Here is a 24,278-nt window from a genome sequence, read left to right as displayed (position 1 = left end):
GGGGTGGGCGCGGGCGGCATGCCGGTCCGAAGGGCTTGGTGCGAGTGGTGCTGCCGTCAGACCGCCACCATCACGTTGTCGGAGCTGCTCGTCCCCCCTCGGACGCTGACGATCCCGGCGGAACCGTCGCCGAAGAACCTGCAGAACAACCCGGCCGGGCGACCGCCGAACACCAGGGGTCCGAGCACCGGTGCGACGTCGACGTCGTGCGGCTCGTCGGAACCGTCGGTGATCAGCGCGACCCTGCAGGTCTGCGGCTGCACGAACTCCTGCACCACGCTGGTGCCGTCGCCGACGGCCTCGCCGACGGCGGACTCCCACCCGGCCTGGTCGACCTCGCGGCCGATGACCACCTGCTTCCCGCTCTCCCCGAGGCCGGCCTTGAGCACCAGCAGGTCCCGGTTCCCCAGCACGAACGGGAGCAGGTCGACGAGCTGACCCCGGCGGTCGGTCTTCCGCTCCGAAAGGATCCGCGTCCACGGCAGGTACCGGTCGACGAGCCTGCGGTCGCCCTCGGTCATCCAGGGCCGCCCCTCCGACAGCAGGCCCATGGTGAGCTTGCTGTGCAGGAAGGTCGACGTCTGGGTGCCCACCAGCACACAGCCGTTGTCCAGAGCGTCCTGGACCGGCGTGGTGTCGAGGCCCACCTCCAGCCAGTCCGGAATGGTGAAGTTCCGCAGTCCGATCGGATGACGCAGATTCGGCGCGCAGTCCCAGGCCTGGTGCAGCTCCTCCGGCTCGAAGAAGCGTGCGGTCAGACCGTGGCTGTTGTAGTACTCGGCCTCCAGCTCGAAGTACCGCCGCTCCACGCCGATCACCCGGGAACTGCCGACGACGGCCACCCGCGGTGCCAGCGCCAACTCCGCGCTGAGCGAACGGAACATCTCGGCGCGTACGGCGAACGGGCTCGGAGAACGGTACGGGGTCCGGCCCTCCTCGTCCGCGTGGAGCTTGTTCCACACCGCGAGACGGCTCTGCGTCTCCACCACGCCGCCGAGCGCGCCGCTGACGTTGAACTCCAGGAACTGCGGCCCGTTCGGCCCGATGACCAGATCCGGACGGACCACGCTGTGGGCGTACCGCTCCTCGACGAAGGGGTCGTCCATCCACAGCCGGTCCTCTTCGGCGGGCATCCGGTAGGCCGTCAGCCTGTCGGCGGTGGTGGGCCCGGTCTCCAGGGCGGTGCGGCGCAACAGCTCGATCAGCGCGACGCTCACTCGGAAGATCTCCGCGTAGGCCGCGCGCGGGATCGCCATCGGTGCCGCGGGAAGGACCCGCTGGTACGGCCAACCGGTGTCCCGGAGCTCGTTCCGCAGCATCTGCCGGATCGTGTCCGCCGACGCGGCGGGCCTCAGCCGGTGCCCCCCGAACCACGGGTGCCCGTTTCCCGTACCGTTGTCCTCATGCGTGTCCATCCGACACTCCCTCCCCTGGTGGTGGAACGGCGGACGGGCCGCCCGGTCCCTGCTCGGCCGCCCGGCGCTGCTCGTACAGCGCCACCGCGGCCGCGGTGTCCTCGATGGCCATTCCGACCGTACGCAGGACCGAGGTCCGGCCGGCGACGGCGACCTCGCCGCTCACCAGCCTGCCCAGTTCGTACAGGTCCTCGGCCTTGATCAGGCCGCCGGCCAGTGCCGCCCGGATCTCACCCGCGCCGTCCAGCGCCGCGGCCCGGTCCTCGACGATGGTCACGGCATCGGCCAGCAGGGTCGGGTCGAGCTCGACGGCGTCCGGGTGGGTGCCACCGATCACGTTCACGTGCGCCCCGGAGGCCACCCAGTCCGCCGCCACCACGGGTGTGCCGTCGTCGGTGGAGGTGGCCGTGCAGACGATCATCGCGTCGGTCACGGCATCCCTCGCGGTGTCGCAGACCGTCACGCGGACGGGTCGGGGTGCGGCGTTCCGGATCCGGTCCGCGAGCTTCTCGGCGCCGGCGCGCGTGCGTGAGTGGATCCGGACGGTGCGGATCGGGCGTACCGCCGAGACCGCCCTGATCAGGGCGTGCGCCTGTACCCCCGCGCCGATCACCGCCAGGTCGTCGGCGTCGTCGGGAGTGCACCAGCGGGTCGCCAGAGCGGCGACCGCGCCGGTGCGGACGGCGGTGAGCTCGGCGCCGTCCAGCAGGGCGGTGATCTGCCCTGTCTCCAGGTCGGTGAGCGCGACGATTCCGTGGATCAGGGGCAGCCCGCGGGCGGGGTTGTCCGGGGTGAGCGTGGTGACCTTGACGCTGCCCACCCCGCGCTGCTCCCAGACGGCGGGGCTGACCAGGAGGACGCGCCGGTCACCGTGCTCGACGACGGTACGGGCCGGGGACCTGGTCCGGCCGGCGGCCAGGTCCACGAACATCTCGCCGAGCACGTCGATCACGCGGGTCGTCGCCAGGGTGCCGGACATGTCGGCGGCCCGGACCGTCACCGGTGCGGCGGTCATGCCTTCCCGCCGTCTCCGGCGTCGCCGCCGGCCCTGCCGAACCGACTCGTCCAGGCGTCCTCGCGCGCGACCGTGTCGCGCGCCCGCCGGGCGAACGGCGGCCCGACCATGTTGCCGTCCAGGACGGCGATCCCGCCGTTGGCCGCGGTCACGGCCTCCGCCACCCGACGCGCCTGCCCCAGTTCGTCGGCGTCGGGCCGCAGGATGCGGTTGATCACGTCGAGTTCACGCGGGTGCACCGTCGCCTTGCCGTGGAAGCCGAGTGCCCGCACCCGGGTGGTGTCCTCGGCGAGGACCGCCGGTTCGGCGAGCCGGTAGTTGGCCGTGTCGATGCACGCCGTGCCGAACCGGGCGCAGGCCATCGCCATCGCCTGGCGAGCCGCTTGCATGGCCTCCCAGGTGATGTCGACCCCGAGCGTGGCGGCCAGATCGGCCGAGCCGAACACCAGGCCGTCGGCGGACCGCGCGACGGAGTCGATGCGGGTGACCGCCTCGACCGTCTCCACCGTCACGTAGATCTCCGGGTACGCACCCGCCGATGCCAGCATCCGGCGCAGCAGGTCGACCTCCTCCGCCGAGGTCACCATCGTCATCAGGACGATGCCGGGCTTCACCGGACTGTCGGTCAGCATCAGCACGTCGTGCACCGCGGCGAGGCTGCCGAGCTCGTTCATGCGCACGGCGACGTTCACCGGACGCGGCGACTTCCGCAGTGCGGCGAGGCAGACCTCGCGGGCGGCCGGCTTGTCGGCGGGCGGTATGGAGTCCTCAAGGTCGATCAGATGAACGTCCGCGTCGTACGACCAGGCCTTCACCACCCGTTCCAGCGACAGGGCCGGCGTGTACAGGATGCTGCGCGGTACCGCCCTGACCACGGCGGTCACTCGGTCACCGACCCGGGCAGCGCGGCGGCCGGGCGTGCCCCGGCCTGGATCAGTGCGGCGCAGACCCGCCTGATCTGCTCCTCGGTCTGGCCGGCCCGCAGCATCACGCGCAGTCCGGCGGTGCCGCGGGAGACGATCGGGAAGAACACCGGCGAGGTGTAGAAGCCGGCCGCGAAGACCTGCTTGGCGGCCTCGACGACGGTCGCGTCGCTCATCGGCACGACGCGGATCGGGAACGTGCTCTCGGCCTGCTCGGTCATGACGAGTGAGTCGAACAGTGCGATGTTGGACCGCAGGCGGCCCTGCAGGTGGGTCAGTTCCTCGGTGCGGTGGATCTCGGCCGAGGCGATCGCCGCACCGACCGCGGCGGCGTTCATCTTCTGCGAGTAGCCCAGCGGGCCCGCGAAGCGTTCGACGAGCCGCCGTGTCTCCTCGGGGTAGCCGTCGAGCAGGATCGCCGTGCCGCCGGCCCCGAATCCCTTGCTCAGGGTCGCCACGGTGATGGTCCGCTCGTCCAGCACCGGGGAGTGCGAGCGTACGTAGCCGATGCCGCGCTCGCCGTACGCGGACAGCGAGTGCGAGTCGTCGTAGAAGACGAGGAGGTTGTACTTCTCCTGCAGTTCGGCCAACTCCTTGACGGGTGCGTAGCCGCCGAGGCTGTCCGAGCCGTCGACCACGTAGCAGACTCGCTCGTAGGTGCGGCACATGTCCTCGAGGAAGTCGAGGTCATGGTGACGGCTGGTCACGACCTCGGTCTCGTCGGCGCAGCTCGGCTTGGCGTTGGCCATCGAGACGTGGGCGTTCTTGTCGAAGACCATCAGCGGACGGGTGCCGTTGCCGAGGTGCCCCGACGCGATCAGCGGAAGCAGGCCGGTGCTGGCCGCCGCGGTGGAGATCGCGCTGATCACCATCGCGCCGAACAGCTCGCCGAGCGACTCCTCCAACTCCAGCAGGACCGGCGTCTGGACGCGGGTGCGCGGGATGCAGTGGTCCAGGACGCCGAAGCGGCGCAGTGAGTCGACCGCACCCTCGATGACCTTGGGGTGGGTGTCCAGGTCCAGGTAGGAGCAGACCGTGAAGTTGACGAACTCGTGCCCGTCGGGCATGTGGAACACGCCGTCCTGGAGGTCTCCGACGATGCCGGCGACGCCGTTCTCGTAGGACATGTTCCAGAAGGTGTTGCCGATCCCGACAAGCTTGTCGTTGTTGCGGTACAGGTGGGTGGGAGTGGTGGTCTTGCGCTCGCTCATCAGGAGTTCACCTCGGTGGGCTTGTAGCTGTAGACGCCCTTGAACCTCCGGTAGGCGTACGTGTACAGCGCGACGCCGAGCACGTGCGGCCTACCGAGGATCTTCTTGGACTTGAGCCAGAAGTTGACGTTGATGTTCATGTCGTCGAGCGACTCGGCCTGGTGCCACCAGCCGAGCGGCAGGTAGAGCATGTGGCCCGGTTCGAGGATGAAGTCACGGCGTTGGGCGAGCCTGGCCGCCAGCCTCGGGTAGCGCTTCAGGTCGACGTCGTCGAGGTCGACCACCTGGGACTTGTCCCCGAACCCCCGCAGTACCGACCTCGGGTAGTAGTCCCGCACACCGGGCGGAGCGATGATGAACCGTTTGCGGCCTTCGAGCGCGATGTTGAAGTTCTCGAACTCGTCGAAGTGGCTCTTGGTGAACACGCCCCGGTGGCTGATCCACAGGTTGGCCGCGTAGAGCGCGTTGCCGTAGCCGAAGAGCTCCTCGGCGTCGAATCCGACGACGGCGTTCACATCGGCCGGACTGCTGCGTATGTTCGACACCACCCGGTGCCAGGTGTCCGAGTGGGTGAGGTGCCGCTCGTCCGCGAAGAACTCGCGGAGCTTGATGTCCCGTGTCTCCCAGCGTCCCGGGTGGTTCTTGTCGCCCGGCTCGGTGAACAGGGTGACGGTCATCTCGGCCAGGCGCGCCGCCACCTCGTCCCGGCCGAGTCCCTGCACGCTGGCGGGGAGTTTGATCACCACGGGGCGGTCGGCCTTGTACAGCCCCCGGGGGCCGACGGCCATGAATTCGTCGAACGACATGCGGGTGACTTCCACACCCGCCGTCCCGTTCCGCTCGGGTACAGCTTCCGGACCTGCCATGTCGCCTGTCCTCCTTGTCTGGAGCCGGTCACGTACCTTCGTCAGCTGTCGGTCTTGCGGTTGCTCAGCTCCGTCACCACGTCCACGATCAGGTCCTCCTGGCCGGCGATGGTCTGCCGTCGACCGAGTTCGAAGAAGACGTCGCGAGGGTCCACGCCGGCGGCCGCGGAGAGTTCGACGACCCGGTGCTTGAATCCGGAGAACACTCCCGCCAGGCCGCTGACGATGCTCATCGAGGCGGTCACCGGTGGCGCGGGCATGAGTTCGCGCTCGGCGAGCTCGGCGGCGTCGAGCAGGGCGTACAGGTCGATGCCCGTGGCGTACCCGCTCCGCTCCAGCACCGGGACCAGCACTTCGAGCTGGGTGTTGCCCGCCCCGGCGCCGAAGCCACGGGCGCAGCCGTCGATGATCAGGGCGCCGGCGTCGGCCGCGGCCACCGAGTTGGCCACGGCCATCCCGAGGTTGTTGTGTCCGTGGAAGATCACCGGGAGGGCGTCGACCGCCTCGACGATCGCACCGATCCGCGCGGTGACGTCCGCGGGGAGGAAGTGGCCGGCGGAGTCCATGATCCCCACGGCCCGCGCCCCGTAGCCGACGGCCCGCGCGGCCTGCTCGGCGAGCTCGCCCGGGGAGGCCATGTGGCTCATCATCAGGAGGCAGTGGGCCTCGGCGCCGGCATCCCGCAGGAAGCCCAGGTGGCGCTCGGCCAGTGACGCCTCCGTGGCGTGCACGCCGATGCGGAAGACGTCGACGCCGTGGGCGATCGCCCGCCGGAGGTCGTCGCAGGTGCCCCAGCCGGGCAGCATGAAGACACCCATCCGGCTGTGGTGCAGCGCCTCGCGGACGGTCGACAGCATCTCGTCGTCGCTCACCTCGGCCTGCCCGACCTGCAGCGAGGAGGCGCCCAGGCCGTTGCCGTGGCCGACTTCCACCACCGGGATCCGCGCGGCGTCCGCCGCTTCCGCGTAGCGGCGCAGCGCGGTGAGGCCGAGCCGGTGCCGGACCGCGTGCTGGCCGTCCCGCAACGTCGGGTCGTGGATCACCACGTGCTTCATGAGGTCACTCCCGTCCGGGTCGGCCGGTCCGGCCGGGTCGCGTACTGCTCGGCGACCATGACGGCGGCGGAGTTGATGATGTCGAGGTTCCCGGCGTACGGCGGCAGCACGTCGCTGTGCGCCATGACCTGGAGGGTGATCGTCACCAGGTCGTCGGTCACCGTGCAGGCGACGACCTCGTACCCGGGGGCGAACGACCGCACCTGCGCGGCCGCCCGGTCGACCACCGCGCGCAACGCCACCGGGTCGGCGCCGGCCGTGCGGGCGTGGACGGCCGTCCGGAAGGTCGCCGGTGGCACCGCCGGACTGATGTTGAGGATCGCCTTGACGTCGGTCACGCCGGAGAACGCCGTCACGGCGTGACCGGTGGTCGCCACGTACTCGTCGAGGTTCAGCCTGGTGGCGCGGCCCGCGACGACACTGGCGACGGTCGAGACGACCTCGAAGTACGTCACCGGGAAGTGGGCGGCGAGCGCGTGCACGACCGGGACGGCCGCCTGACCGCCACAGCTGATCAGATTGACGTTGCGTCCGTCGGCCGGCGACACCCCGGTCACGGTGGGCGCCACCATCTGCCCGACCTTGCTGGGCGTCAGGTCGATCACCAGCGTCCCGAGCGGCTCCAGCAGCGGCCAGTGGTCGCGGTGGGACGCGGCGCTGGTGGCGTCGAAGACGACGTCGAACGGGCGCGGGGCCGCCAGTAGGGCCTCGATGCCGCCGGCGGTGGTGGCACAGCCGAGGCTCTCGGCGTACCGCAGACCCGCCGACTCCGGATTGCGTCCGGCCACCAGCCGGCAGTCCAACGCCGGTGACCGGTCGATCTTGCTCACCAGGTCCCGGCCGATCGCCCCGGTCCCGATGACGGCGACCGTCAAAGGTTCGGCGAACTCCGGACGGGCCCTTCTCGGGCCCACCGTGGGAGTCAACGTATGTCTCCGTGGGACCCGAGGTGGCAGGTCCGCGGATGACGTGAGAGGCAACGGCGAGTGATGGTGATTTGTCTCGCCGCGTCCGGTTCGCAGGTTCCCATGAACGTTGTCCTCATCCGTCGATGTGCGCGGCTGCTCCGTGGCAGCCCTGATTGCAGACGCTCAGGTGACTCACTGGGATGTCCTCGGCTCTGGACCGTGCGTCGACGCGGTTCGGTCACACCGCCTCTGGTGCGGCCGGCGGCCGGCCGTCACTGCCGGCCAGGTCGCCGCGAGGCGAAGCGTGAGGAGGTCGACGCGTGGTCGCGCGTTCGGAGGGCGAGGAGAGCAAGACCGCTCGCCCGCCGGTCGTCGCGCCGAATCGATCGGGCGCGAGCACGACCCGGGGGTCTTGACGCAGTCTGTGAAAGCCCGGTTGCCGGCATGCCCTCCCATGCATGCACGTTTCCGGTCACCAGTTCAGCGCCCAGCGGCGGCGAACATATCAGAAGACGGCAGGGCACGACCCCCTTGAACCGCAGGGGATTTGATCTTCTTCGGAGCCGTCCGACCGGTTCGATCAACGGATCTGATCTTTCCCTCGACGTCGCTGCGGAGGCCGACTATTGTCGGGATCCGCGTGCTCCTGACCGTACGGGCCTCGGCGGACGACGACGGGCTGATGGGGCGTCAACGACGGGTGCGGCATCTCGGAGGAGCTAACTGATGGACTGTCGGCTGCACTGTGACGCAGTGTCATGAGCGCCTCGACAGCGGAAGAGGCCGGCTCGCAACGGCTTCGCCTGGGCGGTGACTTCTCCCTGCTGTGGTGGTCCGCCGCCATCTCCTCGCTCGGTGACGGGGCCACGATCGCCGCCAGCCCCCTGCTGGCCTCCCGGTTGACCGACGACCCCCGCCTGATCGGCGCGGCCTCGGTCGCCTTCACCGCGCCGTTCGTCCTGTTCGGCATCCCGGCAGGGCTCCTGGGCGACCGCCTCGACATCCGGAAGATGATGGTGCGCGTCGACATCACCCGGGCCGTCCTGCTCGCGGTGCTCACCGTCGGGATCCTCGGCGGCTGGGGCGGGTTGCCGCTGCTCTACGGATGCATGTTCCTGCTCGGTGTCGGCGAGGTCCTCAGCCGCAACGCCGCCCAGGTGCTCGTCCCGTTCATCACCCCGAAGGCCGGACTTTCCACCGCCAACGCCCGGATCATGGGCGTGCAGGAGGCGGGTACCGGCTTCGTCGGCCCGCTCCTCGGCGCGCTGATCTTCGGTGTGGCGGTGGCCCTGCCCTTCGGCGTGGACGCGGCCACGTTCCTGTGCTCCGCCGTCCTGCTCAGTCGCATCCGCCGCACCCGGCCGATCGAGCGCGGACCGGACCGGGCCGGCGTGATGTCGGAGATGATGGCCGGCGCCAGATGGCTGTTCTCGCATCAGCTGCTGCGCAGCCTCGCCCTGGTGTCCTGTCTCATCAACCTCGCCGGGAACGCGATGCTCGCCGTTCTCGTGGTGTACAGCGGGAAGGTGCTCCACCTGGGCCCGTTCGGGTACGGCGTCCTGCTCGCCTGCCAAGCCGTGGGAGCCGTCCTGGCCGCACGGTTCGCCCCCGCCCTGACGGAACGTCTCGGCCGGGAAGGCGCGCTGGTCGCCACCGCCGTCCTGATCACCGCGAGCGAGACGGCGCTGGCCGCCGTGCCCTCGGTGTACGCGGCCGGCGCGGCCCTCACGATCTTCGCGTGCGGGACAGTGACCTGGAACGTCGTCGTGGTCGTCCTGCGGCAGACCCTGGTGCCGCAGCACCTGCTCGGGCGGGCGAACAGCGTGTACCGGCTCGTCGCCTGGGGTGGACTGCCCATCGGTGCGGCGGTCGGCGGCATCGTGGCCGCCGAGGTCGGCACCCGCGCCGTGTTCGGTGCCGGCGCGGTCGTCATGGCTGTTGTCGCGGCGGGGCTCTTCGTGGGCGCCCGCCGCCAGTGGATCACACGCGCCGAGCAGAGTGCCGAGCAGAGCACCGTGCAGAGCACCGAGCCGACCACCGTGCAGGCCTCCGTGCAGAGCACCGAGCCGACCGCCGTGCAGGCTCCGCCACTCACGGAAGCGAGCTGAGCGAACAGCCGGTCGACGCCCGGCGCCGCGGTGCGCCGGCACCGTACCGGACGCCCCGACCGGCTCCAGCCGTCCGCGGCACCGGTGAACAGCGGGGCACCGTCCTGCGCGGAGCTCGACTGCTCGGGATGAGGCCGAAGGGGCCACCCGGCGGCCGGCTCGCACCACGACGGTCAACGGCCGGGGGAGCGCGCGGAGTTGCGCAGTGACCCGAAGGTACGGGGTACCACCGGTCTCTCATGAGGCCTCGACGGGCCGGGACGCGCCAGGGCCCGCCCGGTGACCACGGAATCACTGCGAACCCACGCCCGACGGTCGAGCGGCCCGGCCACGGGCCTGCCTGGACCCACCTACTAGCGAATCAGGACCTGCGATGACGACCACGAGCCTGCCCAAGCCACCCAGATCGCGGTTGGGCCACGCGTACGGGGAGCAGCTCGCGCGGCATGCGCCGACGGGCGGCCACCACCCCACGGCCGCCGCCCGGGAGTCGGCCACACTGACCCTGGCGTACCAGGACCGGTTCCTGAACGGCCCCGCCTTCCTCGGCGAGACCGAGCGCCGCACCGTCGTCGAAGACCTCCACACGGTCTACGAACTGCTGCGCTCACTGCCGGAGCGGGTGTTCGGCGGAAGCCTCACCGCGCTGGCGGCGGCGGTCGGCATGGATCCCCTGCAATCAGCGCTGATCACGCGGAGCGCCCGGACCGGTGCACTCCTCCCGCTGGGCCGGGCCGATCTCTATCATGACGGTGCGGAGTTCAAACTTCTCGAGTTCAATCTCACCAGCGCGCTCGGTGGCTTCGAGAACGCCGACATCAACCGCGCGATGCTGGCGTACCCGCCGCTCGATGAGTTCGTCCGGCGGCACGGGCTCCGCTACCGCGACACGCTGGGCCACATGGTGCGGACCATGTACGCCGAGTGCGCCGCGAACATCCCCGTCGGCCGCGCGCCCGTCGTCGCGGTGGTGGACACGGTGGACAACTTCGCCGTCGTGGGGCCCCGACTGCAGGTGTTCGCCGCGATGCTGGCCGACCACGGAGCCGAGGGGATCGCCTGCGACCTCGGCGAGCTCACGTACCCGAACGGCCGTCCGACGGTCTCGGGCCGGGCCGTCGACGTGGTCTTCCGGTACTTCCTGCCCGAGGACCTCACCGACCCCTCCTCGGCAGCCCAGCTGGAACCGCTGCTGGTCGCGGTCGAGCAGGGCAAGGTGGGCCTGTTCAGCCGGCTGGACGCCGAGCTGTACGGCAACAAGGGCACCCTGGCGATGCTCTCCGACGAGCAGCACCGTGACCTGTTCGACGCCGCCGAACTGGCCTGCATCGACCGGCTCCTGCCATGGACGCGGTACGTGCGCCCGCGCGCCACGGACCCCGGCGGCGCCCGGGTCGACATGCTCGCCCACGCCCTGGCCCATCAGCACGAGCTGATCCTGAAGCCGACCCTGCTGCACGGTGGCAACGGAATCACCGCCGGCTGGGAGGTGGACGCGGCGGCGTGGGAGAGCCAGGTCACCTCGGCCATGAACGGCCCGTTCGTGCTCCAGCACCGGGTACGTCCCGCCGCCGAGCCGTTTCCCGACGGTGCCGGCGGCCTGCGGGAACTCTTCCTCAACTGGGGCCTCTACGTGGGTGCACGCGGTGTCGACGACGACGGGTACGCCGGAGGCTTCGTGCGGGCCAGCGCCGATCCGGCCGTGGGGGTGGTCAGCATGGGCAGTGGCGCCACGGTCGGTTGCGTCTTCCACGGTGGTGAGTGAGCTCGCTCCGCTCTGACGGGCACCTTCGGCGTGGTGGCCGGGCCGCGACGGCGGTCTCGTACCCAGCGGGGCCGCGGTAGCCGCAGGGGAGCCGAACGGCCGGCCGACTGCTGTGCTTGCGACGGCGGTCTGTTCGACGGGCCGAGGGCTACCACCGGCGCTGCGGCCTCGTCCACGTCGCCCCCGGCGACCGGGTGGCCTGCCGGCGACCTCAGGTGGCGACGGCCTTGGCCCGGTCCGAAGCGATGTGCAGGGCGAGGCCCGCGAGGACCGTGCCCATGGCGTAGCGCTGGAACCGGAGCCAGCCGGGTCGGCCGGCCAGGAAGGACGCGATGCTTCCCGCGCTCATCGCGATGAGGCCGTTGACGGTGACGGCTATGACGATCTGGGTCAAGCCCAGCACGAGACTCTGCGTCGCGACGTGGCCGCGCGCCGGGACGACGAACTGAGGCAGCAGCGAGACGTACATGACGGCGATCTTCGGATTGAGCAGGCAGGTCAGGAAACCCATGGTGACGAGCCGGCGGGGCGGGTCCGGGGGCAGGTGCCGCGGTGCGAAGACGGCGGCGCCGCCCGGCTTGACGGCCTGCCAGGCGAGCCAGAGCAGGTAGGCCGCGCCGGCGAGCTTGATCGCGGTGTAGAGGGGCGGGACGACGGCGAACACCGCGGTGATTCCCGCCGTCACGGCGGTGAGGTAGACCACGAAGCCCATGGCGACACCGGTCAGCGAGAGCAGCCCCGCCCGGCGTCCCTGCGTGATCGAGCGGGAGATCAGGTAGATCATGTTCGGCCCGGGCGTGAGCACCATGCCCGTTGCCACGGCGGCGATCCCGAGTACGGCGTGCGCGTCGACGGCCGAGATGAGTGCGTCCATGCCAGGAGGCTAGGGCCGGGTGCGGGGTCGGTGCAATGATGACTTTGCACTCGGTGCAATGAGGAGGGGCGGGCCCGATGGAGGACTACCGCGTGATCGCGGACGAGATCGTGGCTGCCATCGTCGAGGGGCGGCTGCGCCCCGGCGAGCAGTTGCCGACGCAACGCGCATTCGCCCGCCGGCGCGGCATCGCCGGATCGACGGCGGGTCGCGTCTACCGCGAGCTGGTCCGGCGTGGGCTGGTCGTCGGCGAGGTCGGTCGCGGCACCTTCGTCCGGGCCGGACACGACAGGCCCGGCGCACGCGTCCCGCTCGCCGAGCCCGCCGGTGCTCCGGTCGACCTGGAACTCAACTATCCCGTCGTACCCGGGCAGTCCGCCCTGCTCGCCACCGGACTCGCACCCGTGCTGCGGGCGGACGCGCTGGACGCCGCCCTCCGTCCGGTCGGTGCGACGGGCACCGCCGCCGCCCGCGAGGCCTGTGCGGTGCTCGCCTCCGGCTCCGGGTGCACCGGGCGTGACACCCCCGACCAGGGGGGTGACGCCGGCGACGGTCCGGCCTGGCGCGCGACCGCCGACGACGTGCTGTTCGCCGCCAACGGCCGGCAGGCCATCGCCGCCGCCCTGGCCGCGCTCGTGCCACCCGGTCAACGCCTGGGCGTGGAGGCGCTCACGTACCCCGTGGTCAAGGCGGTCGCGCAGCGCCTCGGCATCACGCTCGTGCCGCTGCCGGTGGACGAATCCGGCCTGCTCCCCGACGCTCTCGCGGCCGTCCACCGGGCCACCCCCCTGCGCGCCCTCTACCTTCAGCCGCGCCTGCAGAACCCCCTCGGAGTCACCCTCGCGCCGGAGCGCCGCGAGGCGCTGGTCGCCGAACTGCGCCGCCTCGACCTGCCGCTCGTCGAGGACGCGATCTGGTCCTTCCTGCGGCCCGGCATCCCGCCGCTGGCGGCGCTCGCGCCGGAACGGACCATCCTCGTCGACAGCCTCTCCAAGCGTCTCGCACCCGGCCTGACCACCGGATTCGCCGTCGTGCCGGCCGCGTTGCGCGCCTCCGTGACCGCCGCGCTGCACTCGGGCGGTTGGACGCCGAGCGGATTCGCCCTGGAAGCCGCGGTGCGCTGGATCACCGACGGCACGCTCGGCACGGTGGAGGCCGCCAAGCGGGCCGACGCGACGGAACGTCAACTGCTCGCCCGGCACCACCTGGCTGGCCGGACGCTACGGTCCGACCCGTGCTCGTACTACGTCTGGTGGGAGCTTCCGGCGCCCTGGCGCGCGGAGACGTTCGTGGCAGCAGCCACGCGCGAGGGCATCGCCGTCACCCCCGGCGCCGCGTTCGCCGTCGACGGCCGGGCGACCCCTTCCGCCGTCCGGGTCGGCCTCGCCTCACCGCCGCTCCCCGTCCTGGCCGAGGCCCTCGACACCCTCGCCCGGGTCGCCCGCAGCGCGCCGGAAGAGCTGCTGGACCCGACGGCGTAGCCCCGGTCCGGCCGCACCCGACCGGGCCCCGGTCCGCTGACCGCCGGCCCGAGGCGCAGCGCGGAAGGAACGTGACCGAAGGCAATGGTTCGGGCCCGCCCGGCGGAGCCCGATCGTCACGAACGAAGGCCGGGCAACCGGCCGAACGAGACGACTTCCCGGCCCCGGCCGGGAACGTCCGGCGCGGCGTCAAAGTTCCTAGTTCTCCTGCGAACTGGTGCGAAGCCACCTTAAACTCCCGTTAAATACAGCGGTTTCCCGCCACATGTGAACTCGCTTGCGAGGTAGGGGCGGTAGGCCCGACTGAACGATGAGAGCAGGGATGACAACGACACGTGAACTGAAGCCCGGTGCCGAGTACGGCCCGGAGCGGCGGCGACCGGGTGGGTTCGGTCGCCGCGCGGTGGGCGGCACCGCCGCGTTGGTCGTCGGAATCGGCGCCGGCTCGCTGGTGGCCGCCCCGGCGGCCTTCCCGCAGGCGGGCGACGGTACGGTGACGGTCCGCGTGGTGCGGGCCGTGGACGCGAGCGGAGTGTGGACCCCGGCGCTGGAGCCGGGTCTGGCCGGCGTGAAGGTGACCCTCACGGACGACGCGGGCGTCGGCGTCGAGGGCACCACGGCGGCGGACGGCACGGTGACGCTGGCGCCGGCCGCGGCCAAGCTCACCGGCGGCAAGTACCGTGTCCAGGTGGTGAACCCGAAGCCGGGCAAGCTCTTCCCGGCGTTCGCCTCCCGGCAGGGCCTGACCGGCGCGCCCACCCAACTGAGCAGCAACGAGGAGTTCGTCGACCTCTCCGGTGGCAAGAAGGTGGCGTACACCACCGGGCTGTGGAGCCCCGGTGACTACTGCCAGAAGAACGCGCCGCTGGTGACGACCTGTCAACCCACCACGCGCGAGGGCAAGCAGCAGCGGACGCTGGTGTCCTTCCCGTACAGCGCGCGCGGGCAGGACGGCGTGGACGTCGACGTCACCGACGTCGCCACCAACGCGGAGACCGGCACGCTGTACGGCATCGCGTGGAACCGGACGGACCGGCGGGTGTTCTCCTCGGCCGTCGCCAAGCGGACCACGGACTACGGCCCCGGCGGTGCGGGCGCGATCTACGTGACCGACCTCACGACGAAGGCGACCTCGCTGTTCGCCACCGTCCCGGACGCCGGTACGAGCGTCCACGGCGCCGGTACCGACGACGCGTTCCTGGCGGTGCCGGGCAAGGAGAGCCTCGGCGGCATCAAGATCACCGATGACGGCAAGGACCTCTTCGTCGTCAACCTCAACGACCGCAAGCTCTACCGCTACGACGCCACCGTGCCGACGGCGGCCGCGCCGAAGGCCGCCTACCCGATCCCGGACCCGGGCTGCCCCGCGGCCGGGGACTGGCGGCCGTTCGGCCTCGGACTGCAGGACGGCACCGGTTACCTCGGCGGCGTCTGCTCGGGCGAGTCGACCGGCAAGGTGTCGGACCTGCGCGCTGTGGTGCTGCCGTTCGACCTGGCCACCGGGGCCTTCGCGGCGGCGGTGCTGAACCAGCCGCTCGACTACCCGCGGCAGTCCACCGTCGGCGGCGGTCCCTGCGACGGGGCGGGCTGGTTCCCGTGGACCGGCACCTACCCGACCTCGCAGAACGGCAATCCCTGCGGTACCTCCATCATCGCCAACCCCGAACCGGAGTTGGGCGAGATCGCCTTCGAGACCGACGGCTCGATGCTGCTGTCCTTCCGCGACCGCTTCGGCGACCGCGCGCCGGCCGCTCCCGCGCCGGGTTCCGTCGCCGTCGTCATGTCGGGCGGTGACCTGAACAAGGCCTGCCCGGTGAACGGCACGTACGTGATGGACACCAACAACGGGTGCGGGCTGTCCCCCCGGGGCACCCGCTTCTTCGACACCAGCTGGGGCGGCCACCGCAACACGGCGTTCGCCGGCATGGCCTCCTCCAAGGTCGAGAACACCATCGCGACCTCGGCCTTCGACCCCAACCACACCGCCCTCGGCTACGGCACGTCGTTCCTCCAGCGCGACGGCAAGCAGGACCCGAAGTTCGGCCTGCGCCTCAACCCCGCGGGGACGGTCGCCCCGTTCGGCAAGGGCGCTTCGATGGGCGACCTGGAGGTGCTCTGCGACCAGGCCCCGCTCCAGATCGGCAACAGGGTCTGGTACGACCCCGAGCGCAGCGGTGTCCAGCGCCCGGGCCAGCGCCCCGTGCCGGCGGCGACCGTCAACCTGTACGACGAGTCGGGGAAGCTCGTCGGCACCACGAAGACCACGGAGCGCGGCGAGTACTACTTCGACGACTCCAATGTGACCGGCGGCCTCAAGCCGCGCACCAAGTACACGGTCAGGCTCGACAACCCGGCCGACTACGCCAAGGGCGGCCCGCTCTACCAGTGGGTGCCGACCGACGCCGACGTCGGTGACAACCGGTTCGTCGACTCCAAGGGCGTCGTCCCGGCGGGCGGGCAGTACGCCGAGCGAGCGCTCACCACGGGCGGACCGGGCGAGAACGACCACACCTACGACTTCGGCTTCCGACAGCAGGAGGGCGCGCTGCGCCTGGTCAAGCACGACCAGGACGGCAAGCCGCTGGCGGGCGCGAAGTTCCGGCTCTGGAAGGAGACCAACGGCACCGACGGGCTGCAGAGCGCCGGTGAGAAGCCCGACACGGCGGTCGGCGACCCCTGCACCACCGGGGCCGACGGCATCTGCAAGGGCAGCGGAGTGCCGGGGACGTACTACTGGCAGGAGCTGGCACCGCCGGAGGGCTACACCCCGCCGGAGGTGGCGGTGTTCGGGCCGCTGGTGCTGACTGCCGAGAACCTCGGCACCGGAGTCGAGGTGACGGCCGTCAACCGGCTGATCCCCACCCCGACCCCGACGCCGACCCCCACCCCGACCGGGACGCCGACGCCCACGCCGACCCCGGAACCGACCGGGACGACGCCGTCGACGCAGGCTCCGACGCTGCCGGGCCCGGCAGTGACGCCGCCCGCCCCGCCGGCCCCCGCCCCGCAGGCCCCGGCCACCGGCTCGCACCTGCCCAGCACCGGTGCGGGCGAGGGGATCCCGGTGATGCTGACCGCTGCGGGCACGCTGAGCGCGCTCGGCGCGGCACTGGTCCTGCTGGCCCGCCGACGCAGGGCCCGGCAGCAGTAGCACGCCCCCCGTGGCGGCCCTGAAGGGCCGGCACTGATCGGGCGGGTCCGCGGACTTCGGTCCCCGGACCCGCCCGACTGTCGTGACCGACCGACGAGAGAAGGCAAGCGCATGGCCCGGAAGGCGGAGGCCCGTACGCCGGGGCCCCTTAAGGCAGGAGCCTCCAAACCGGAGCCCCGGAAGGCAGGGGCCCGTACGCCGGTGCCCGGTACGCCGGAGTCTCGGAAGTCGGTGCCCCGTACGCCGGAGCCCCGAAAGGCGGGGGCCGACGGCGGCGGGCCGCGTCGCCGGGCGGCCCTCCGGCTCAGGACCGTGGTCGCGCTGGTGGCGTGCGCCGCTGCCGTCGCTGCGGCGGGCGTCGTCGTCGACCGGACCGTCGCCGACGGGACGGGGGAGCGGGCGGTGACCGTCGACGAGGCCTCCCGGCTGGCCCTGTCGCGGCTGAACCTGTTCCAGGCCAGCCCGGTCACGGTGGCACTCACCGCGGCCGAGAGCGGGGGCGTCGAAGTCCGGGTCGACGGCGTCGTGGACTACCGCACCCGCCGGGGCGCGGGCCGCTACCGGGTGACCGGGGCGAGCGGCCCGCTCGACCAGGGCCTGGTCGTCTGGGACGCCGGCGGTCTCGGACTCGCCCCCGCACCGGCCGGCGCCGACGGCCCGGCCTGGCAGCAGGCCGAGCGCGTCCCCCGGTCGGGCTGGTCGCCGCGCACCTACACGGCGGACCCGCTGGACGCCGGGCTCCAGCTGCTGGTCCAGCTCGGCGCCGACCGGCCGGACAACCCCCTGCTGCTCGCCCAGTCCGGGGCCCGTTGGCTCGGTAGCGAGAGCCTGGACGGTCGGAGCCACGACCGGTTCGCCGGCCCGCGCGCCCAGGGCGCCGCGCCCGACGGCGGGCGGTCGCCGCTGACCTACTGGGTCGACGGCGACGGCACGTTGCGGCGGGTGACGATGCGGATGCCGGGACTGGGCACGCCGACCACGGTGGAGTTCGCCGGGCACGACGAGGGCGCCAGGCTGCCGGAGGCGCCCTGGCTCACCGGCTGATCCCGACCCGCCGCCCCTCGCCCGGGCCGCCCCCTCGCCCAGCCCGCCGCCCGGGCCGCTGCTCGGCGGCCGGCCCTCACCTCGCCGGCTGCGCCGGGAGCGCGCCGGCGTCCGTCGGGAGCGGATACGCCCCCGGGTCCACCGCCCCCGGGAGACCGGTCGCCGGGCGGCCGGGCACGGTCGGATCGGGCAGCGACGGCTGCGCGGGCGGCGCCGGCACCCGGTTGAACGGGACTCCGGGCGGCGCCTGCACCGCAGCCGGGCGGCCCGTGGGCAGCGCCCCGCCCCGCCGGCTGCCGCAGCCCGCCGCGGCCTCCAGACCGTCCGGGCTCTGCGTGCCGGGCCGGTTGTCGCCGAAGCAGTTGTCGGGGTCGGCCGAGGCGAGCACCAGGTCGGCGCCGTTGCCGTCCACCTGATTGCCCTCGACCCGGTTGCCGCTCGCCGGGTGCCCCGGCGGGTCGGTGACGATCACTCCGGCCGCGCGGTTGCCCCGGACGAGGTTGCGTTCCACCCGGTTCGCGGTGCCGCCGCCGATCCCGACGCCGATGCCGAAGCCCCCGTCCGCCTGTTCGGGCGTGTCGGCGGCGTTGTTGTCGACGACCACGTTGCCCGCGATCACCGCGCCGTGCTGCGGGGCCAGCGCCTCCAGGTCGTTGGAGTTGACCGTGACGCCCACCCGGTTGCCGGCCACGCGGTTGCCCAGGATCGACACGCCGTCCGAGGCGTTGGTCAGCTCGACGCCGACCGCGTTGCGTTCCACGGTGTTGCCGCGCACCAGGGTGTCGCAGGGCTTGCACTGCCCGACGTAGATGCCGGAGTCGGCGTGTCCGGAGGCGTAGGAGTCCTCGATCACGCCGGAGCGCGCGTCGAAGGCGTAGATGCCGTACAGGCCGTTGTTGTACGCCGTGACCCGCGTCGCGCGGAAGCCCTCGACGGGCGGGAAGCGGGCGGTGTCCAGCGGGTCGTACGCCGAGCCGCCCGCGCCGCGCTGCTGCAGCTTCGCGTCGGTGACGCCGGTGAACAGGACGCCGTTGGCCAGGTAGCCGTGGACGGTGAGGTTCTCCACCACCGAGCCGGGGCCGGTGACGGTGATGCCGTTGGCCAGCTTGAGCCCGCCGTCGAACACCACGGCGGAGCGGTCCGTGCCGCGCACCACGACGTTGCGCTTGGTGACGCGCACGCTCTCGGCGTAGGTGCCGGGGCCGATCAGCACCGTGTCGCCCTCCCGCGCGACGTCCACGGCCTTCTGCACGGTGGGGAAGTCCTCCGGCACGCGGACCACGCTCCCGGCCGGATGCCTGGCGTCGTCCGAGGCCGGGCCCGTGGAGGAGCACCCGGCGGCCAGGGCGACCGCGACGACCAGGGCGGTCGCGGTCAGTGCGGCCCGGGGAGTTGAGTGACGATCAGGCGACGTGATTTGCATGGCATGTGTTCTATCGTCTCCAATAGGGCGCATGCCCACCGAACCGGAAAACGCGTCGTCGTCGAACCCTTCGGCCGCGCCCGGCCTCGGGCGGCGACGGGCGCTGCTGGCGGCCGGTGCGGTGCTCGCCGCCGGTGTCGGGGCGGCGGCCGGCGAACTGGCCGCCGGCGACCGCACACCGGGCCGGACCGCCGCAGCCGGTGGGCCACCACCCGAGGCGCCGATCCCCTTCCACGGCGTCCGGCAGTCCGGTGTGACGGCCCCTCAGCTCCCGGCGACGAAACTCGTCGCCTTCGACCTCCCGCCGAGCTCCGCCGCCGCGGACCGGGAGGCCCTGCGGACCCTCCTCGCCGCCTGGACCCGCACCCTGGCCGCGGCGACGGCCGTCGACGGCGCGTCGACCGACCCGCGCCTGCGGGCCGGCGGCGCCACCCGGCTCACCTCGCTGGTCGGCCTCGGCCCCGCGCTCGCCGCCAGGCTCGGCCTCGTCGTCCCCGCCGGGCTGGCCGAGCTGCCGCCGTTCCCCGGCGACCGCCTCGACCCGGCGCGCGGCGGCGGCGACGTCCTTCTCCAGCTCTGCGCCGCCGACCACTGGACGCTCGCCGTCGTCAACGAACTCGCCACCACGGCCGCCCAGGCCGCCGGTGCCACGCCCCGCTGGTCGCAGTCCGGCTTCCTGCCCGGGACGGAGCCGGGCGCCACCCCCCGCAACCTGTTCGGCTTCAAGGACGGCACCGCGAACCCGGACGAGGACGCCGCCCGACAGTGGGTCTGGGGCCCGCCCGGGCCGCACCAGGACGCCACCGTCCTGGTCTACCGGCGGATCCGGATGGACACCGCGGCCTTCGCCGCCCTCCCCGAGGAGAAGCAGAACTTCGCGATGGGCCGCCGGGCCGGAGACGGCGCCCCGCTGACCGGTGCCGCCGAACACGACGAGCCCGACCTCTACGCCAAGCACCCGGACGGCGCCTACGTCATCCCGGCCGCCGCCCACGTCCGGCTCGCCGGCCCCCGCCTCGACGGCGGCGCCCGGATGCTCCGCCGGGGCTACAGCTACGACGACGCCCCCGGCGACCGCGGCCTGCTCTTCTGCGCGTTCGTGCGCGACCCGGGCCAGTTCTCCCGCGTCCAGGACCGCCTGGCCGCCCGCGACGCCCTCAACCCCTTCGTCGAACACACCGCCTCCGCCGTCGCCTACGTCCTCCCCGGAGCTCCGGAGGGCACCGCCCTGGGCGACCACCTCTGGTCCTGACGCTCCGGCGACCGCGCATCGGTCACGGATGTGCGCCGAGGTGGCGCCACCGCACCGGGTCGGAGCCACCGGAGCCGGCGGGGGTGGCGGGCTTCGCGCGCGGGAGCGCGCGGTGGTCGGTGCAGTCCAGCACCAGCGCCCGGTCGGCGCCGCGTTGGAACTCGTAGCCGACCTGCCGCAGCCGCGTCGCGATGCCGTGGCCGGCCAGCGCGTGCCGGATCCGGTCCAGCGGCTCGTACGGCCGGTTGCTGGTGTGCAGGACCAGCGGGAACAGCCGTACCTCCCGGCGGGCGACGCGCGCCAGCTCGATCAGGGAGTCCAGGTGGAACTCCTCGTCCAGCTGTGCGCCGTAGGAGAACAGCAGGTGGGAGCTGAGGACGAGATCGAAGGACCGGTCGGCGAAGGGCAGGTGGGGCAGGGAGGCCGCGAGGTAGCGGTCCGGGCGCGCGGCGGCGTCCGCGGCGAACGTCCGCGCGGCCTCGGTGCGCAGGCGGGTGTAGTTCTCGACGTCCCCGAACCACGTCCACCGGAAGCTCGACGCGTTCTCCACGAGGGACGCGTGCTTGTGTTCGATCTCCTTCAGCACCAGGGCGCCGAGCCGGTCCGTGCCGTGGGCGTACTGGGGGTCGACGGCGACGGCGTCCGTGCCGCGGGCCCCGGCCAGCGCCACGAAGCTCGCGGCCCCGCCCGGGCAGTCCAGGATCCGCAGCGCGAGGTCGTGGTCCGACAGCGCGAACATGGCCCGGTACTCGTCGAAGGAGCGGGCACTGACGAGCATCCGGTCAGCCCCTTCCGATGAACGGCATCGTCGTCGGCAGGACGGTGAGGGACTGCACGTTGGTGTCGAGCGGCATCGACGCCATCAGCAGCAGCGCCTCGGTGAAGCGCTCCACCGGGATCGTCGCCTCCACGGCCATCGACCCGTCGGCCTGCATGGCAGGCGGCTGCGGGCTTCCGTCGACCGGGGCCACGTTCCCGACGTCGATCTGACCGCAGGCGATGCCGAACCTGCGGCCGTCCAGGGCCAGGGCCCGGGTCAGCCCGAGCACGGCGTGCTTGGCCGTGGTGTAGGCGATGGAGTTCGGCCGTGGCGAATGCGCGGACGGGGCGCCGTTGTTGATGATGCGCCCACCCGCCGGTGACTGCGCCCGCATGGTGCGGAAGGCCTCCTGGGCGCAGAGGAAGGTGCCGGTGACCGTGGTGTCCATCACCCGGGTCCAGTCCTCGAACGGCACGTCCGCGACCGGCCTGCGCGCGGTGGCCGCACCCGCGTTGTTGAACAGCAGGTCGACCCGGCCGAAGTGCTCGCGGGCGTTCCGGAAGAGGGCCTCGACCTGGTCGGGGCTCCTGATGTCGGTCGGGACGGCGACGATCCGCCGCGGACCGGACCGCGCCAGGGCGACGGTCTCCTCCAGCGCGTCCTTGCGCCGGCCGGCCACCACGACCGACCACCCGGCGGCGAGCAGGGCGAGCGCACCGGCCCTGCCGAGTCCGCTGCCGCCGCCGGTGACGACGGCGATCCTGCCGTTCCCCGCTCCGTCGGTGCTCACAGGACCTCCGTGTTCATCCAGACCCGCAGCATCCGGCGGGAGTTCGGACCGGGTTCGTCGATGTAGGGGGAACGGCCGTGCAGCACCCGGCTGTTGCGGATGATCAGCAGGTCGCCGGCGGCCATGGCCAGGCCGAAGGCGATCTCCGGCCGGTAGAGGACCTCGTCGAGGACGGCGAGGGCCTCCCACTGGCGTGCGCTCAGGGGCGGCCCGCCCCGCTCGGGGGACGTCCGCACGGTGCGGGTCTGGTAGTAGCAGCCCACGGTCGTGTCGGGTTGGGTGAAGAGGATCGGGGAGACGACGACCTGCTCGCCGGCCCGGCCGGTCCGGTCGAAGGTCCAGTCCTCCTGGAGCGTGGCGAGCACGTCCGGTCGTTCCCGCCCGATGAGGTCGTGGACGTGGCGGGCGCTGGCAAGTTTGGTGAGCCCGCCGCCCCGCACGGCCGGCTGAAGGCAGAGCAGGACGAGCAGGTCGCAGGTGTCGCAGTGGAACCCGAGTTCGGCCGCGCCGTCGCCGTCGCGGTCGCGGAGCACCTGGGTCAGGTCGCCCTGGGCGTTCTGGACCACGATCTGTCCGAACTCCCCCAGGACGAACGACAGACCCGTCACGGCGTCGTCCTCGGACGTGGCGGGATCGATCAGGTTGCGGACGTGCGCGAAGCCCACCGACCGGATGCTGTCGCGCACGAAGCCGCCGAGCGTCCTGCGCACCTCCTCCGCCCGGTCCCACCGCCCGGCCCGCGAGTCGGCCCGGAGGAGCCGGCGGTCGGTGTCGGTGAGCGGGAGCGACCAGTGTTCACGCCGGGACTCCAGATCGGCACTGCTCCAGCCGATCTCGGTCACCGTGTCATCGGACATGTCGTACACGACTCCTCCTCGTCGTCGTTCTCGCCGGTCCGGGGGTTCACTGCGTCGCCGCGGCCACGGCCTTCGACCACAGGGCCACCGCCTCGTCGATCTGTTCGGCGGTGACGACCAGCGCCGGAATCATCCGTACGACGTTCAGGTGGATCCCGCAGGTCAGCAGGAGCAGGCCGAGTTCGGCGGCCGCCTGCTGGGCGCGCTTCGCGGCCGCCGCGTCGGGCGAGCCGTCGGGGTGGCAGAACTCGTTGCCCAGCATGAGTCCCAGCCCGCGCACGTCGGCCACGGCCGGGGCCGCCGCCGCGACCGTTCGCAGCCCGTCCGCCAGCCGGCCGCCCTGTTCGGCGGCGTTCTCCACGAGGCGTTCGTCGCGGATGACGTCGAGCGTGGCGAGCGCGGCCGCGCACGCCACGGCGTTTCCGCCGTACGTTCCGCCCTGCGAGCCGGGCCAGGCCTTGCGCATCAACGCGGTCGGTGCGGCGATCGCGGACAGCGGGAACCCGCTGGCCAGCCCCTTGGCCGTGACCAGGACGTCCGGCCGGACGGCATCGTCGTGCTGGTGCGCCCAGAACCTGCCGGTCCGGCCGAACCCGCTCTGGACCTCGTCGAACACCAGCAGGATCCCGTGCCGGTCCGCCCGCTCGCGCAGGCCGGCCAGGAAGCCGGGCGGAGCCGGGACGTAGCCGCCTTCACCCAGGACCGGTTCGACGAACATCGCGGCGGTCTCGCCGGGAGCGCTGACGGTGGCGAGCACGTGGTCGAGACCTCGCAGGGCGTGCTCCACGGCCTCCTCGCCGGTCGTCCCGAGCCGGAAGGCGGACGGGAAGGGCGCCACCGCGACGCCGGGCATCAGCGGGCCGATTCCGGCGCGGAACCGGCTGCCCGCGGTGGTGAGCGCCGCCGCTCCCATCGTGCGCCCGTGGAAGGAGCCGTCGAACACGATGACGTTCGGCCGGCCGGTGGCGTGCCGGGCCAGCCGCAGGGCGGCCTCCACCGCCTCGCTGCCGGAGGCGACGTAGAACAGCGAGTCCAGCCCCTCGGGCAGGACCTCGCCGAGCCGTTCGGTGAGGGTGAGCAGGGGCTCGTGCAGCACGGTCGTGTACTGCCCGTGGATCAGTCGGCCGGCCTGCCGCCGCACGGCCTCGACCACCCGCGGGTGGCAGTGTCCCGTGCTGGTCACCCCGACACCGGAGGTGAAGTCCAGGTAGCGCCGGCCGTCGGCGTCGAAGAGGTGGAGTCCTTCGCCCCGGGTCGCGACGACGGGCGTGGCCTGTTGGAGCACCGGAGAAAGCTGGGACATCGGACCTACCCTCGGGTTCGGTGGTGCGCGGTGATCTGATCAGGGGTGACCGGGCCGGCGCTGACCGGGCCGGGGGA

At 72.5% G+C, this 24,278-nt stretch carries 19 protein-coding genes; 6 read left to right on the top strand and 13 right to left on the bottom strand.

The genetic code is table 11. The features are described from left to right. Positions 1 to 56: 56 nt before the first annotated feature. From AB0J08_RS02040 to AB0J08_RS02010, 7 genes are read right to left on the bottom strand one after another with little or no spacing between them, the layout of a single operon-like run. Positions 57 to 1,415 (bottom strand): hypothetical protein, encoded by a 1,359-nt coding sequence (locus AB0J08_RS02040; RefSeq protein WP_360625358.1) that lies wholly within the window; start codon positions 1,413 to 1,415, stop codon positions 57 to 59. After that, positions 1,402 to 2,430 carry an ornithine cyclodeaminase family protein gene (locus AB0J08_RS02035; RefSeq protein WP_360625355.1) on the bottom strand — a complete coding sequence of 343 codons (1,029 nt, stop codon included), beginning with the start codon at positions 2,428 to 2,430 and terminating at the stop codon, positions 1,402 to 1,404. The genes AB0J08_RS02040 and AB0J08_RS02035 overlap by 14 nt, the downstream gene beginning before the upstream one ends. Continuing rightward, the gene (locus AB0J08_RS02030) at positions 2,427 to 3,314 is read right to left on the bottom strand and encodes an aldolase/citrate lyase family protein (RefSeq protein ID WP_360625352.1); all 888 of its coding nucleotides are present in this window, start codon (positions 3,312 to 3,314) and stop codon (positions 2,427 to 2,429) included. Before AB0J08_RS02030 ends, AB0J08_RS02035 begins: the two co-directional genes overlap by 4 nt. Beyond that, positions 3,311 to 4,564 carry an aminotransferase class I/II-fold pyridoxal phosphate-dependent enzyme gene (locus AB0J08_RS02025; protein ID WP_360625349.1) on the bottom strand — a complete coding sequence of 418 codons (1,254 nt, stop codon included), beginning with the start codon at positions 4,562 to 4,564 and terminating at the stop codon, positions 3,311 to 3,313. The genes AB0J08_RS02030 and AB0J08_RS02025 overlap by 4 nt, the downstream gene beginning before the upstream one ends. Continuing rightward, entirely contained in the window at positions 4,564 to 5,430 is an 867-nt protein-coding gene (locus AB0J08_RS02020; RefSeq protein WP_360625346.1) for a cupin-like domain-containing protein, read from the bottom strand. Before AB0J08_RS02020 ends, AB0J08_RS02025 begins: the two co-directional genes overlap by 1 nt. A gap of 41 nt (positions 5,431 to 5,471) precedes the next feature. Then, the gene (gene dmpG, locus AB0J08_RS02015) at positions 5,472 to 6,485 is read right to left on the bottom strand and encodes a 4-hydroxy-2-oxovalerate aldolase (protein WP_360625343.1); all 1,014 of its coding nucleotides are present in this window, start codon (positions 6,483 to 6,485) and stop codon (positions 5,472 to 5,474) included. Continuing rightward, positions 6,482 to 7,411 carry an acetaldehyde dehydrogenase (acetylating) gene (locus AB0J08_RS02010; protein ID WP_360625340.1) on the bottom strand — a complete coding sequence of 310 codons (930 nt, stop codon included), beginning with the start codon at positions 7,409 to 7,411 and terminating at the stop codon, positions 6,482 to 6,484. Before AB0J08_RS02010 ends, dmpG begins: the two co-directional genes overlap by 4 nt. A gap of 740 nt (positions 7,412 to 8,151) precedes the next feature. Between AB0J08_RS02010 and AB0J08_RS02005 the strand changes: the two genes are divergently transcribed. After that, complete coding sequence (locus tag AB0J08_RS02005) at positions 8,152 to 9,501, top strand: MFS transporter (RefSeq protein ID WP_360625337.1); 1,350 nt, start codon at positions 8,152 to 8,154, stop codon at positions 9,499 to 9,501. Between the two features lie 373 nt (positions 9,502 to 9,874). After that, entirely contained in the window at positions 9,875 to 11,266 is a 1,392-nt protein-coding gene (locus AB0J08_RS02000) for a hypothetical protein (protein WP_360625334.1), read from the top strand. 211 nt (positions 11,267 to 11,477) lie between these two features. Here AB0J08_RS02000 and AB0J08_RS01995 read toward each other — a convergent pair whose 3' ends face one another. After that, positions 11,478 to 12,140: a LysE family translocator gene (locus tag AB0J08_RS01995; protein ID WP_360625331.1), complete on the bottom strand. Its 663-nt coding sequence runs from the start codon at positions 12,138 to 12,140 to the stop codon at positions 11,478 to 11,480. 77 nt (positions 12,141 to 12,217) lie between these two features. Between AB0J08_RS01995 and AB0J08_RS01990 the strand changes: the two genes are divergently transcribed. The 3 genes from AB0J08_RS01990 (at position 12,218) to AB0J08_RS01980 (ending at position 17,816) form a co-directional block, all read left to right on the top strand. Next, on the top strand, positions 12,218 to 13,621 hold the full coding sequence (locus AB0J08_RS01990; RefSeq protein WP_360625328.1) for a PLP-dependent aminotransferase family protein: 1,404 nt from the start codon (positions 12,218 to 12,220) through the stop codon (positions 13,619 to 13,621). A 322-nt stretch (positions 13,622 to 13,943) separates the two neighbouring features. Then, entirely contained in the window at positions 13,944 to 16,772 is a 2,829-nt protein-coding gene (locus AB0J08_RS01985; protein ID WP_360625325.1) for an SdrD B-like domain-containing protein, read from the top strand. Between the two features lie 312 nt (positions 16,773 to 17,084). Next, positions 17,085 to 17,816 carry a hypothetical protein gene (locus AB0J08_RS01980; RefSeq protein ID WP_360625322.1) on the top strand — a complete coding sequence of 244 codons (732 nt, stop codon included), beginning with the start codon at positions 17,085 to 17,087 and terminating at the stop codon, positions 17,814 to 17,816. A gap of 76 nt (positions 17,817 to 17,892) precedes the next feature. On the opposite strand, the gene AB0J08_RS01975 is transcribed toward AB0J08_RS01980, so the two are convergent. After that, entirely contained in the window at positions 17,893 to 19,239 is a 1,347-nt protein-coding gene (locus tag AB0J08_RS01975) for a right-handed parallel beta-helix repeat-containing protein (protein ID WP_360625319.1), read from the bottom strand. Between the two features lie 31 nt (positions 19,240 to 19,270). Between AB0J08_RS01975 and AB0J08_RS01970 the strand changes: the two genes are divergently transcribed. Continuing rightward, entirely contained in the window at positions 19,271 to 20,491 is a 1,221-nt protein-coding gene (locus AB0J08_RS01970; protein ID WP_360625316.1) for a Dyp-type peroxidase, read from the top strand. 22 nt (positions 20,492 to 20,513) lie between these two features. On the opposite strand, the gene AB0J08_RS01965 is transcribed toward AB0J08_RS01970, so the two are convergent. Genes AB0J08_RS01965 through AB0J08_RS01950 form a run of 4 tightly spaced genes read right to left on the bottom strand, consistent with a single transcriptional unit; the run spans position 20,514 to position 24,201 of the window. Continuing rightward, entirely contained in the window at positions 20,514 to 21,269 is a 756-nt protein-coding gene (locus AB0J08_RS01965) for a methyltransferase domain-containing protein (RefSeq protein WP_360625313.1), read from the bottom strand. A 4-nt stretch (positions 21,270 to 21,273) separates the two neighbouring features. After that, positions 21,274 to 22,041 carry an SDR family NAD(P)-dependent oxidoreductase gene (locus tag AB0J08_RS01960; protein ID WP_360625310.1) on the bottom strand — a complete coding sequence of 256 codons (768 nt, stop codon included), beginning with the start codon at positions 22,039 to 22,041 and terminating at the stop codon, positions 21,274 to 21,276. Continuing rightward, positions 22,038 to 22,898 (bottom strand): TauD/TfdA family dioxygenase, encoded by an 861-nt coding sequence (locus tag AB0J08_RS01955; protein ID WP_360625307.1) that lies wholly within the window; start codon positions 22,896 to 22,898, stop codon positions 22,038 to 22,040. The genes AB0J08_RS01960 and AB0J08_RS01955 overlap by 4 nt, the downstream gene beginning before the upstream one ends. Before the next feature lie 46 nt (positions 22,899 to 22,944). After that, a complete protein-coding gene (locus tag AB0J08_RS01950) occupies positions 22,945 to 24,201 on the bottom strand; it encodes an aminotransferase class III-fold pyridoxal phosphate-dependent enzyme (RefSeq protein WP_360625304.1) in 1,257 nt (418 codons plus the stop codon). Positions 24,202 to 24,278: the final 77 nt, after the last annotated feature.

This window comes from Kitasatospora sp. NPDC050463, from assembly GCF_040655255.1.
Lineage (GTDB): Bacteria > Actinomycetota > Actinomycetes > Streptomycetales > Streptomycetaceae > Kitasatospora.
This window is presented reverse-complemented; position numbering and strand designations above follow the sequence as displayed.

What these genes read in the sequence shown, in the direction of transcription:
- AB0J08_RS02000 (WP_360625334.1), top strand. Translation starts at nt 9,875, where the DNA reads ATGACGACCACGAGCCTGCCCAAGCCACCCAGATCGCGGTTGGGCCAC.
- AB0J08_RS01950 (WP_360625304.1), bottom strand. Translation starts at nt 24,201, where the DNA reads ATGTCCCAGCTTTCTCCGGTGCTCCAACAGGCCACGCCCGTCGTCGCG.
- AB0J08_RS01995 (WP_360625331.1), bottom strand. Translation starts at nt 12,140, where the DNA reads ATGGACGCACTCATCTCGGCCGTCGACGCGCACGCCGTACTCGGGATC.
- dmpG (WP_360625343.1), bottom strand. Translation starts at nt 6,485, where the DNA reads ATGAAGCACGTGGTGATCCACGACCCGACGTTGCGGGACGGCCAGCAC.
- AB0J08_RS01985 (WP_360625325.1), top strand. Translation starts at nt 13,944, where the DNA reads ATGACAACGACACGTGAACTGAAGCCCGGTGCCGAGTACGGCCCGGAG.
- AB0J08_RS01990 (WP_360625328.1), top strand. Translation starts at nt 12,218, where the DNA reads ATGGAGGACTACCGCGTGATCGCGGACGAGATCGTGGCTGCCATCGTC.
- AB0J08_RS01970 (WP_360625316.1), top strand. Translation starts at nt 19,271, where the DNA reads ATGCCCACCGAACCGGAAAACGCGTCGTCGTCGAACCCTTCGGCCGCG.
- AB0J08_RS01975 (WP_360625319.1), bottom strand. Translation starts at nt 19,239, where the DNA reads ATGCAAATCACGTCGCCTGATCGTCACTCAACTCCCCGGGCCGCACTG.
- AB0J08_RS02035 (WP_360625355.1), bottom strand. Translation starts at nt 2,430, where the DNA reads ATGACCGCCGCACCGGTGACGGTCCGGGCCGCCGACATGTCCGGCACC.
- AB0J08_RS01955 (WP_360625307.1), bottom strand. Translation starts at nt 22,898, where the DNA reads ATGTCCGATGACACGGTGACCGAGATCGGCTGGAGCAGTGCCGATCTG.
- AB0J08_RS02025 (WP_360625349.1), bottom strand. Translation starts at nt 4,564, where the DNA reads ATGAGCGAGCGCAAGACCACCACTCCCACCCACCTGTACCGCAACAAC.
- AB0J08_RS01965 (WP_360625313.1), bottom strand. Translation starts at nt 21,269, where the DNA reads ATGCTCGTCAGTGCCCGCTCCTTCGACGAGTACCGGGCCATGTTCGCG.
- AB0J08_RS02040 (WP_360625358.1), bottom strand. Translation starts at nt 1,415, where the DNA reads ATGGACACGCATGAGGACAACGGTACGGGAAACGGGCACCCGTGGTTC.
- AB0J08_RS02005 (WP_360625337.1), top strand. Translation starts at nt 8,152, where the DNA reads ATGAGCGCCTCGACAGCGGAAGAGGCCGGCTCGCAACGGCTTCGCCTG.
- AB0J08_RS02020 (WP_360625346.1), bottom strand. Translation starts at nt 5,430, where the DNA reads ATGGCAGGTCCGGAAGCTGTACCCGAGCGGAACGGGACGGCGGGTGTG.